We start from the raw sequence: 12,558 nt of genomic DNA, 5'->3' as shown, positions 1-12,558 counted from the left end.
GGGTGGCAGGGTGGCAAGAGCAAGGTTGTTTCTGCCCTTGAAACATCCCTTGCATAAACAAGCGGAACAAGAAAAGAACTTCGAAGGGGGATCACCGGCGAAACAAAGCGCCTCGGCTTTCGCCTCGCCGCATAGTTTTGGAAACGCTGCCGGCGCCGGAGAGGTCGACCGTGAACATGCGCCGTTGAGAACCGCTGTCCGGTCCTTGATCCTTCTCCGCCGATTTCAAGCGATCGAAGTCCGGTTCAAGCGACGAGGGTTTCAATTCTTTGCGCAGCACGCGAAAAGCCGACTTGATATAATCCATCGCTTCTCCAAGGAAAGAAGAGTCGGACAAACGATTCGCAGCGAATAAATCCTTGCATAAGTCATCCACGGCGGGCGGAACGATGATTCGCTTCAGATTGTCCAAGGCCAAATAACCCCGGCTCAGGCACCACATCAGCATTTCCTTACGCAGTTGAAACGATCCCCAATCGATGTCTCCTATGATGGATTGAACTTGTTGGCTAGTATTTTGCCCGTGGAGATGCTGATAAATCAAAAGCAGTTTGTCGTAAAAAATCGCTTCGCAGGAACGGACGGGAGAATCGGGTTTGGCGGGGTGATAGATAGGATAGATATCCAATTCTTCGTTATAAACGGAATTAAATCCTTTTCCGCACACGACGCAGTTCATGTGCTTTTGAGGCGACGCGGATTCTACGGGTGGCATGATGTTCTCCTTTGTCCAACCTCTCGCCCTCTCATCCCGAAAAAGACGCCAATCGACGCAGAATTCGATGAGATCGATTTCTCTCTAGACCGTTACGGACTGAGCCTATTCCGTAAACATGCCTTTGGTTCCTCAACCTATTGCTATGTGATAGAGAAACAATACCCCGCAACCGCCAAGGAAGGACAAAAAAGAAGAGACAATGAATCGTTAAAAACTTACCCAATAAAAATAGTATAGATTAGAAGATTAATTCCTGCAAGTATTTTTACAGGCAGGAATTAATCTAACTAATTTATAACATGATAATACATTTGAGATAACAAAACAAGAAGAAAAATTTTTAATCCTTCCGATTCGGCATGGAAGCCGATGCTCTCATCGCATCGGTCGAAGGATGCAATTCGGAGATTTTGCCGTATTCCATTTTGAAGATGCGGTCGGCGGCGTTATAGTATTTGTCGTCATGGGTAACGGCGATTACCGTTTTGCCCCGATTTTTCAAATCCTTCAAATAGACTTCGTAAAAATAACGGCGAAAATTGGGGTCTTGATCCGCCGCCCATTCGTCGAAAACGAATATATCCCGGCCATCCAGTTCGGCTACGATCAAGGCGAGACGCTTCTTCTGCCCCGCCGACAGATTGATGTTTTCGAAACGTCCGTCGGGGAAAATCGAGGTTTTGTCTTCAAGTTGCATTCGCTCCAGCATTTCGTCCACGGCGGCGGGATCGATCGTTTCTACGCCGTAAAGCCGGTCGAACAAGTGCATATCTTGGAAGATGATGGAAAAATTGGAGCGATAGTGGGAAATATTCTGTAGAGTCACTTTTCGCCCGTTGCAGACGATGCCGCCGCCGGTAGGCATATAGAGACCCGTCAATACTTTCAGAAAAGTGGATTTCCCGGCGCCATTGCCGCCCATAAAAAAGACGATTTCGCCGCGTTTCAACTCAAAATCGATGGGACCGATGCGGAAAACCGATTCCGGTTGGGAATGGTTGTACTCGAACGCAAGATCGGCGCATGACAACGATTCGAAGGGTTTCGGCTGGCGGGGTTTTCTTTTGAGACGAGTTTCTCCGGCGACGGCCTGTTCCAATTCCGTTTCCATATCCCGGATTTTACGCACCGCCAGGTTGGCGCGTTCCATGAAAGGAAATGATCCGACGACCTCCTGCAAAGGTCCCGTTGTAACGAAGAGAATGATGGATACGATCTGAATTAGAGTAAACGGCGCAATTTCAATGAGGCGGGGGAAGATGAAAATCATAATTCCCATGATATTGTAACAAAAAATTTGGGCGAAAATGATCATCTTGTTGAGTTTGAAGGAGGAGCTGACTTTCAGGCGTTCGGTTTCGTTAGCCGTGGACGTCAAATGATTGAAAAAGAAATCGTCGCTTTTGCTCTCGCTGATCTTCAACTCTTTGAATCCGTCCAAAAGGTGATTGAACGTCGAAAAAAATTGGGTCTCTTTGTCCGCCGCCGCGCTCAATTCGCTCTCGATCATCCCCCGGCGCACGCGATAAATCTGAACGCCGAGAGTAATCAAACCGATGGTAGCGAAAAAGGCGGGCAAAGATTGATACGCGATATAGAGAAAGGCGACAATCAAAAGAGTCGCCGAAGAGCATAAGCGTGAAATCAGTTTGGAAGCCTCGGAAATATTCATGGTTTCCTGGGTTAAAAGACGGACCAACCGGCCTTCCCCGATATGCTCGTAGGAGGCGAGATCCGTTTGGCGGATTTTATCGGCCAAGCGGATGCGAGTGCGGGTAACGACGGCTTCTACGATCAGAGTGGAATTGTCCAAGGAGTATTTTTGCGCCTTCACAAAGGCGAAAACGGCCACGATAAAGATAAGCAGGTCTTTGACGCTGGTATTCGGGACCTGAGTCATTGTAGCGATAATAACCACAATGATGAGAAAATTGAACAAACCCGCTAAAGCGAAAATCAGCAGCATCGTCGACTCGAATGCGGTCGATTCCTTCTTGATAAAATTAAAAAAATCCATACGCTTCTCTTCTTCCCTCTGGTCAAGGAATCGGTTCCTAGCATCTCGATTCCAACCGTCGCCGGAGATTGCGATGCCAACCGTTTCACCGTTCTTCGCAATTCGCCATAAAATACAACAAATAGACTGCGTCTACTATCCCCAATTCGGAGAGTGATGCAGGCTTTTGTTCTCGATATCGCGCTAAAGGAAAATCTCCCTTCTCTTTTTCTTGACGCGCAGTTACGTTTGCAATTTCCTCATCGAGCCGGTTATTCTGAAACGCTCCAATTTTTCTGGAGACGAATAGACTCCTTTGAGGAGCGTCCCAAAAATTTCGCGCCATGGCAGAAATACCTTCTCCTTTTCTCCTAGCCAATCCTACAACATTTCTTATAATAAAAGACTTCAACAATTACAAAAACAGGAATAATATATATCAACTATTTCGGAAATATAGTATTAAAAAGATACAATAATATTTCTCGCGTCTCGATGAAACGATTTATCATGGTCAAATTATGCTTAATCCGGTTTATTCTCGCATAAACCAAGGGAAGGTTTAGTGAAAATGGATCTTTCAACTTGCAATATTGCGAGGATAGGGGTACGCCTATATCGGAATCGCGTCAGCGTCATTTTCCAACAAAATCCTAATCAAAATATCGTACACTAAAAATTCCACCGAGTGGAAACTCGTGAATTCGTCCTAGGCAGTTGGGAGAAGCGAATGCACCGGAACGAATCGATCGCCGTCATAGGCATAGGCTGCCGGTTTCCAGGCGGCGCCAACGATCCCGAATCTTTCTGGAAGTTGCTGGCGCAGGGGAAAGATGTTATCGGCGAGATTCCCCTTGACCGATGGGACGCCGACTCGTATTTCGATCCCGATCCCAGCGCGCCGGGAAAAACCCATTCCAAATGGGGCGGATTTCTTCATGGCGCTTATCCCTCGGAGTTCGACGCTGCATTTTTCGCTATCAATCCAAAAGAAGCCGCCGTTCTCGATCCACAGCAAAGGCTATTGCTGGAAACCTCATGGGAAGCGTTGGAAAACGCGGGCATTCCTCCCGCAATATGGCGGGGACGCCCCGCTGGAGTTTATCTCGGCGTCTGCGCCAACGATTACCAAGGCGCCAGCCTTTGGGCCAACGATCCCGCCGCCATCAATATCTATTCCGCCACCGGATCGGCTTTTTGTTCGGCGGGAGGACGGCTTTCATATTTCTATGGATTCGAGGGGCCGAACGTTTCCATCGACACGGCTTGTTCCTCATCGTTAACCGCTTTTCATTACGCCTGCCAGGGATTGAAGAACGGCGAATGCGATTTGGCGCTGGCGTTGGGGGTTAACAGTTTATTGACGCCGAATCTCTACATCTATCTATCGAAGTTGGGCGTATTATCCCCCGACGGACGCTGCAAGGCGTTCGACGCTTCCGCCAATGGCTACGTGCGGGCGGAGGGATGCGGCGCCGTCGTTCTCAAACGGCATAGCGACGCCATAAAAGACGGCGATAATGTCTTGTCGCTGATCCGGGCGACCGCCATTACTCAGGATGGAAAAAGCGGCAGTTTGATCTCGCCCAATGGCGGCGCTCAGGCCGCCATGCTGCGGGAGGCGTTGCATCGCGCCGGACTGGCGCCGGACGACATCGGTTATATCGAAACCCACGGCACGGGTACGCCGATGGGCGATATCGTCGAAATCGAAGCCTTAGGAAAGGTTTTCGGCCAAAGGCGCAAGGAAGCAGGGCCTTTATACATCGGTTCGGTCAAAACGAATATCGGACATCTGGAAGGAGCCGCTGGAATTGCTGGGTTGATTAAAACCATTCTTTCTCTGCAAAAAGAGGCTATTCCACCGCATCTTCATTTTCGGACGCCCAATCCCGCCATCGCCTGGAAGCAGCTGCCCTTCCAGATTCCAACGCAAACGATATCCTGGCCGCATGGCGGACAATCCCGCCGGGCGGGAGTGAGTTCCTTCGGTTTGAGCGGAACGAACGTCCATGCGATCGTTGAAGAAGCGCCCTTCCCTACGCCGGAGCGAATGGGGATAGGCGCCCAACATGCCAGCGATCGTCGGAATGCGGCATTTGAGGATCATTCGTTCTATCTTCTTCCGTTATCGGCGCGAGATGAGGCCGCCTTGCGCGATCTGGCGCGGCGGTATGCCGATTGGTTGAACCAAAATCCGGATATAGATATTGGGAACGCATGTTATACCGCCAGCGTGGGACGCACTCACTTTCCCCGCCGCTTGGCGGTTGTGGGCGCCGACGCGAATGATATAAGGCTAGCGCTGGAAAACTTTTTGCATGGCGTCCCATCCAAATCGCTGTTTATCCATAATAGCCATGAATTAATCGAGACAGCTAAATCCTACGCTTCTTTGGAGACGAATGAATTATTCCTGCCGTGCCTACCTGGGAAAAAAGACAGGAATGAAATAATTGTGGAACTGGCGGAACCCTACATTCGCGGAATGAATATCGATTGGCGGAAATTTTACGCCTCCCGTTCGCAAAAGATCATCACTTTGCCGACGTATCCCTTTCAACGCAAACAATATTATATTCATCCCCTATCGTTTGGAAAAAATAAGAATCAATTCCAAAATGGCGTAAAGGTAACGGCTTATACTGATAAAAATAATATCGATGAATCGCGTCTTCGCGCCGAGTTAGCTTCCTCGCCCCATCAAGCCAGAAAATCAATTTTAAACGATTTCGTACAAAAGTCAGCGCTGGCCATTCTTGGCAATGGAGAGAAAACAGCGCTTTTCGATAACCGCCCGCTGGTCGAGCAAGGATTCGATTCGTTAACCGCCGTCGAATTGCGAACCAAGATCGGCAACGCCTTGAAAATTTCCATTCCCGTCACTTTCCTGTTCAATTATCCCACCATCCGGGATATCGTTCGTTTTCTGAATGAGGATGGAATTACCGCTTTGGATGAGAAGCCCAATAAGGGGAAAAGAGTTGAATCCAGCGACGAGGAATTCGAATTTATCAACGATCTCAGCGATGATGATTTGGCGAAGTTCATTGAAAAGGATATTGAATCGTTATGATGACTAATGGTGGAAGAATGGTGGGCTACGCTTCGCTTTGAGCCCACCCTACATAGCTTACGTTTTGAGGATTGGAAGAATAAATGAATTACGAATCCGAGAAGGATGTTCTTAAGAAAACCTATATTGCGTTGAAAAAAACGCAAAAGCGACTGCATGATTTGGAATCGTCGCTGCGGGAGCCGATTGCCGTAGTCGGCATGAGCTGCCGCTTTCCCGGCGGCGGCAACGATCCGGAGAAATTTTGGGAATTTCTTGAAAACGGCGGCGACGCGAGTTCTCCCGTGCCGCCGGAACGGTGGAACGCTCAACAATATTACGATCCCGCGCCCGGCGCGCCGGGAATGACTCACGCCGCCCAGGCGAATTTTCTTACTGTCCCTGTAGATGGATTCGACGCCCATTTTTTCAATATATCCGGCAAAGAATCGCTCAGCCTCGATCCGCAACAGCGGCTGCTATTGGAAATAACTTGGGAAGCGTTGGAAGACGCCGCTTTGGACGCGGCCAAACTGAGCGGCAGCCGGACGGGCGTCTTCGTCGGCATCTCTAGCGACGATTATACGCAGTCGCACCGCCATTCCGGCCATAACGGCATCATCGACGGCTACGCGCTGACGGGAACCTGTTTCGCACCCGCCGCCGGGCGCATCTCTTATACTTTCGGCTTTGAAGGGCCGTGCATGGCTGTGGATACGGCTTGTTCCTCATCGCTGGCAGCGCTGCATCTCGCCTGCCATAGTTTGCGCAATCAAGAATCGGATATGGCCTTAGCAGCAGGGGTTAATCTTATCCTCTCGCCCATCTTCCATATATGCTCGACGAAACTGGGCACGATATCCCCCGATGGCCGCTGCAAAACTTTTGACGCTTCCGCCGACGGTTATGGCCGGGGCGAGGGCTGCGGCGCGCTGCTCTTAAAGCGCTTGAGCGACGCCATCAAAGACAATAACCGGATATTGGCAGTCCTGCGCGGAACAGCGGTCAACCAAGACGGCAAAAGCAATGGACTCACGGCGCCCAACGGGCTGGCGCAGGAAAAAGTAATTCGCCGCGCTTTGGAGAACGCCGGACTACAACCCGCCGACATTGGGTATATGGAAGCGCACGGTACCGGCACGCCCCTCGGCGATCCTATCGAAGTGGAATCCATCGCCAGAGTCATGAAGAATGGGCATACCAAGGAGAATCCCATTCTCCTTGGCTCCGTAAAGGCGAATATCGGGCATTTGGAAGCGGCGGCGGGGATATCCGGCGTGATTAAAGTCATTCAATCTCTGCGGCATGAAAAAATTCCGCCTCATCCTCATTTGAAAAATCCCAGCCCCTATATTCCTTGGGATCAATTGCCGGTTTTCGTTCCCACCGCGCTGACGCCGTGGCCGCGCAGCGAGACGCCGCGCCGGGCGGGCGTTAGTTCGTTCGGCTTCAGCGGCACGAACGCCCACGCCATCGTTGAAGAAGCGCCTATCGTCAAGCGGACGATGGTTCCCAGCGGAATTGCAGGCGAAGTTGGAGAGGATACAGGCGAAAAACCAACGCCCGCCGCTGCGGCGATATCGGCGGAACGTCCGGTTCATATCCTTCCCCTTTCCGCCAAAAACGAAGTGGCGTTGAAGCAACTGGCGGCGCGATATGCGGATTACTTCGAGCAAAATCCCAATACGCCGATCGCCGATGCTTGCTATACCGCCGGCGCCGGGCGCAGCCATTTCGAAAACCGATTGGCGGCGGCGGGCGCTGCCAGCGAGGATTTTAAAGACGCGCTTCGTAAATTTTCTCAAGGCGAAAAAACGAAATCCCTTACGTCTGCAAGGGGAGGGCGTCCGCGCTTAGCGTTTCTCTTTACGGGACAAGGCTCGCAATACGTGGGCATGGGACGTGGATTATGGGATGCGCAGCCGGTTTTCCGCCAAGCGATGGAGGAATGCGACGCCATCCTGCGCGAATATCTGAACGCATCCCTCATCGATTCGATATACGGCGAAAAGGCGGACGACGCCGTTCTGACGCAGACGCAATACGCCCAACCGGCGATCTTCGCCATTGAATACGCGCTCTACCGCTTATGGACATCGTGGGGCGCAACGGCGGACATCGCGGCGGGGCATAGCATCGGCGAATACGCCGCCGCCTGCGCGGCGGGAATCGTCAGCCTGCCAGACGCTCTCAAACTCGTAGCGGCGCGGGGACAACTGATGCAGTCGCTGCCAGCGGGGGGAAGCATGGCCGCCGTCTTCGCGAATGAAGATGAGGTTCAACCTTTGGTTGACGCCCGGAAAACGGACGCTTCCCTCGCGGCGATCAACTCGCCGGGCAGCGTGGTAATTTCCGGACGGCGGGAAGCCGTGGCGGAAATCCTCGCCAAGTTGAAAAGCAAAGGGATTTCATCGCAAGAACTCAACGTATCCCACGCTTTCCATTCTCCTCTAATGGATCCGATCCTGAACAAATTCGAACACATCGCGGCCAGCGTGAACTATGAGGCGCCGCGATTATTGATCGTCTCGACAGTTACGGGGAAAAAAGCGGCGAGCGGCGATTTGGCCAGCGCTTCTTATTGGGCCAACCAGATACGGCGGCCGGTGCGTTTTCTGGCGGCGATGGAGACGATGGCGGCGGAAAATGCGGACATATTTCTGGAAATGGGCGCGGCGCCGACGCTGACGGGACTGGCGCGGCGCAGCATTTCCCAGGAAAACAAAGCGTTTCTAGCCTCATTGAAAAAAGGGGAGGACGATTGGAATTTCCTGCTCGCCAGCTTGGCGGAAATTTACGTTCGCGGCGCGGAAATCGATTGGGAAGGCTTCGACGCGTCTTATTCCCGAACAAAAATCGCGCTGCCGGCCTATCCCTTCCAACGAAAAAGTTACTACATGAGTCCGGTTCAGAACGGCCAATCGGGAGGAGAGATTTCTCTTGGCCGGAACGCGCATCCTTATCTGGGCCAGAAGATTGCCTCGCCTTGCCTCGATGGCGGCATTATTCTCTTTCAAAATCTTTTCACCGAAACGCGGCCTGCTTTTTTGAAAGAGCATAAAATATACGGCAAGATTATTTCTCCCGCCGCCGCCCACGTTTCGATGGCGCTTTCCGCCTGCCGCCGCGTATTCGGCGATGGAATGGGCGTTATTGAAGAGGTGGAGTTCACCGCGCCATTGGTGGTGAACGAAGGCGAATCACGCTGGGTGCAGACCATTATAGAAAATAGCAAAAGCGCCAAGCCCTCTTTCCGTATCGTCAGCCGATCCGCCGAGGACGACGCCGCTTCCTGGATTACTCATTGCTCCGGCAACATCGCCCGCAAGAGCGATCAACAGTCAGACATGACGACGTCCGGTTCTTCTTGGCGAGAGTTGGAAGAGAAATTTTCCAGCGGCGCGATGGAATCGGAGGAATTCTATTCCTATATCGAAAGCGTCGGCTACAGCACTGGCCCTAATTTCCAATGCATCCACGCCATCCGACAAGGAACGGACGAAGCCTTTTGCCGTCTGCAACCGGCCAAAGCCATCGACGACGCGGCCGTTCATCCCGGATTGATCGATTCTATGCTGCAAACGGTGCTGCCCGCCTGTAAAGCGTCAGCGACGGCGATGCTGGAAGGCGATAATATTTTAATTCCCCTGCACATGAGCCAAGTTCAAGTTCATCGCTCGCTGGCGGGAGAATTGTATTGCTATACGCGCGTGAAATTGCAGGAAAGCATCATCAAGTGCGAAATCGCCGTCTTCAACAGCCAAGGCGAACAGGCGCTCGAAATTAAAGACTTCCTTTTGAAACTAACGGATCGCCAAACGCTGTACCGCGAACTGCGCGAAGACGACAAGAATTCGATATACGAAATCGAATGGCGCGAGATGAAAGCGGAGGAGTTTTCCGCAGCCCAAGAGAAATTGCGTTATATTCTCTTCGCCGATTCGCAAGGCGTATGCGACGCTTTGGAAAAGGAGATCGAGAAAAAAGGGGAAGCATATATCAAAGTAGTTGCGGGGAAGCAATTCGAAAAAACGGGAGACAATATTTCTACGATCGATCCCGCCAACGCTGAAGATTTTATGCGTTTGTTCGAACATTGGGCGAAGGACTCTTCCCCGGCTATGACGAAGATTCTCTTTCTCTGGGGCGTGGACGCCATGCCCTCTCAAGATACGCAGGCGCTGGAGGAAGAAGAGAAACGCCTGTGCGGCGGCGTACTTCATATCGTCCATGCTTTAGAAAAATTGAACAAAACGGATAAGGCCCAACTTTGGCTCGTTACTAACCGCTGCCAGGCAGTGGCGCCGGAAGACCGCTTGACGCCTCCGGCATCAGCGGCGCTTTGGGGATTGGGAAGAGCGCTGGCGCTGGAGCATCCGGAAATGTGGGGCGGCCTGCTCGATATCGATAACGACGCCTCGGCGGCTAGCGCGCTTGCCTTGTTGGAATTGATGAATAAGTCCAACGGCGAGGATCAAACCGCCTTGCGCCGGGGTGGACGCCGCTTCGCGGCGCGATTGGCGAGGCGGAAAGCGAAAACCTCGCGCCAAGAGTATGACAAGACGCTAGCTTATCCCGCCGTCTCGGAGACGCAAGCCTATTATCTGGACGTCGGCGCGCGCAAAACGCTGGACGAGTTATCCTTCAAAATCCGCGAGCGCCGCGTTCCCGATGCGGATGAAGTGGAAGTGCGGATTCATGCCGCCGGATTGAATTTCCGCGACGTTCTCAACGCGCTGGGACAGTATCCCGGCGATGCGGGACTTATGGGCTACGAATCCGCCGGAACCGTCGCCGCCATCGGCGAGAACGTCGGCGATTTGAAGGTTGGCGATCCCGTAATCGCCATGGCCGCTCCCGGCTGCATTGGCAGTTACATCACGCTGAACCGCGCTTTCGTTTTCAAAAAACCGGACGGCATGACATTGGAAGAGGCCGTTACTATCCCCGCCACTTTTCTGACGGCTTACTATGCATTGCATGAATTGGGCGCATTGAAGCGCGGGGAGCGCATTCTTATTCACGCGGGCGCTGGCGGCGTGGGCATGGCCGCCGTTCAACTAGCGCTGGATGCGGGAGCGGAGATTTTCGCTACGGCGGGTTCCCCCGAAAAGAGGGAATACTTGCGATCCCTCGGCGTCCATCATGTCTTAAATTCGCGGACGCTGGATTTTGCGGACGAGATTAAGCGAATCACCGGCGGGCGCGGCGTCGATGCCGTTCTCAATTCCCTATCGGGCGAATTCATCGCCAAGAGTTTTTCCGTACTGGCGAATCTGGGCCGCTTTTTGGAGATGGGCAAAATCGGCATTTGGGATGCAAGCCAAGTTCGCGAGTTGAATCCTACCTTCGCCTATTATCCCTTCGACTTGGCGGCGGTGTCGCGCCAAAATCCGGCGTTGATCGGGCGCATGTTCCATGAGCTGATGGCGAAATTCGCCAAGGGCGATTTGAAGCCGCTGCCCATTACCGTTTTTCCCCTCGCGAACGCCATCGACGCCTATCGCTATATGGCGCAGGCAAAGCATATCGGCAAGATTGTTCTATCTCGCCAAGATGAAATTCGTCGCGAGAACATTCAACGGCGCGGCCTGATTCAAAGCGAGGGAACTTACCTCATCACCGGAGGCCTTGGCGCTCTCGGCCTGCTGATGGTTCGCTGGTTGGCGGAGCAAGGCGCCCACCATCTCGCGTTGACGGGACGCAGCGCTCCCAAACCCGCCGCCGAAGCTGTTATGCGCGAACTGCGCGAAGGTGGCGCGGAAATCGCCGTTTTGCAGGGCGATATGGCTTGCGGCGCCGATGTGGAGCGCATCCTGAACCATATTCGCAGCGCTATGCCGCCCCTCAAGGGAATCATCCACGCGGCGGGACTGCTCGATGACGGCATGATGGCGGAACAAACGTGGGAGCGCTTCCAAAAAGTCATGGCGCCGAAAGTTCGCGGCGCCTGGAATCTGCATCAAGCAACCAAGAACGACGATCTGGATTTCTTCGCGCTCTTCTCATCCGTCGCCGCCATCATCGGCAATCTAGGCCAAAGCAATTACGCGGCGGCTAACGCCTTTATGGACGGATTAGCGCATTACCGCCGCCAGCTCGGCCTTGCGGCGGTCAGCGTCAACTGGGGGCCGTGGGCCGATGCGGGCATGGCGGCGGATATGGCCGTCGACCGCTTTTTCGCGCAGGGCATCCGCTATATCCAACCGGAAACCGGCATGAGGCTGATGAAAACTATCTTGCAAGAAAACATGATTCAAGCCTGCGCTTTCGACGTGGATTGGAACGCCTACGGCGCCAGCCACGGCCTTGATGCTTCCGCTGGGCTATTCGCCAACCTTATCGGCGAAACGGCGAAATCGGCGGCGGACGAAGCCCCAAGCGACCGCCGCGATATCGCCAACGAACTGCGCGAAGTCTTGCCCGCGCAAAGGCGCGGCCTGCTGGCGGCGCGGCTGCAACGCATCGCGCAAAGCGTATTGGGATACAACGAGTCGGAGCGTATCGCGCCCGACCAACCGCTGGTGAACCAGGGATTCGACTCGCTGACGACAGTGGATATGCGCAACCGCTTAAGCAAGGAGATCGGCGCCTCGCTGCCAGCGTCGTTGCTTTACGATTATCCAACATTAGATAAGATTTCCCGATATTTATTGGACGAAGTCGTCATATTGGAAGAGAGCGAACCGGCGCCGGATGAATCCAAAACGGAAACGCAATCGGTATTGAAAGAAATCGACGAATTGCTTGTTTGAAGCGGGACAGGCAGAAAAGTAGGATGGGTCGCGT

Annotated in this window: 4 protein-coding genes; 2 read left to right on the top strand and 2 right to left on the bottom strand. The window is 53.0% G+C overall.

Going from position 1 to position 12,558, the window contains the following annotated elements; all coding sequences use genetic code 11:
• Positions 1–91 precede the first annotated feature (91 nt).
• Positions 92–715, bottom strand: coding sequence for a hypothetical protein (locus AB1656_03950; protein MEW6234516.1), 624 nt, complete (start codon positions 713–715; stop codon positions 92–94).
• Positions 716–1,058: 343 nt separating this feature from the next.
• A complete protein-coding gene (locus AB1656_03945) occupies positions 1,059–2,735 on the bottom strand; it encodes a cyclic peptide export ABC transporter (protein MEW6234515.1) in 1,677 nt (558 codons plus the stop codon).
• Positions 2,736–3,444: 709 nt separating this feature from the next.
• Here AB1656_03945 and AB1656_03940 point away from each other — a divergent pair.
• Together AB1656_03940 and AB1656_03935 are read left to right on the top strand one after the other, a co-directional pair.
• Complete coding sequence (locus tag AB1656_03940; protein MEW6234514.1) at positions 3,445–5,790, top strand: beta-ketoacyl synthase N-terminal-like domain-containing protein; 2,346 nt, start codon at positions 3,445–3,447, stop codon at positions 5,788–5,790.
• Between the two features lie 83 nt (positions 5,791–5,873).
• Positions 5,874–12,524 carry an SDR family NAD(P)-dependent oxidoreductase gene (locus AB1656_03935; protein ID MEW6234513.1) on the top strand — a complete coding sequence of 2,217 codons (6,651 nt, stop codon included), beginning with the start codon at positions 5,874–5,876 and terminating at the stop codon, positions 12,522–12,524.
• Positions 12,525–12,558 lie beyond the last annotated feature (34 nt).

The sequence above is a fragment of the Candidatus Omnitrophota bacterium genome (assembly GCA_040755155.1).
Lineage (GTDB): Bacteria > Hinthialibacterota > Hinthialibacteria > Hinthialibacterales > Hinthialibacteraceae > JBFMBP01.
The sequence above is the reverse complement of the archived record's forward strand: the minus strand, read 5'-3'. Positions and strand labels throughout refer to the sequence as shown.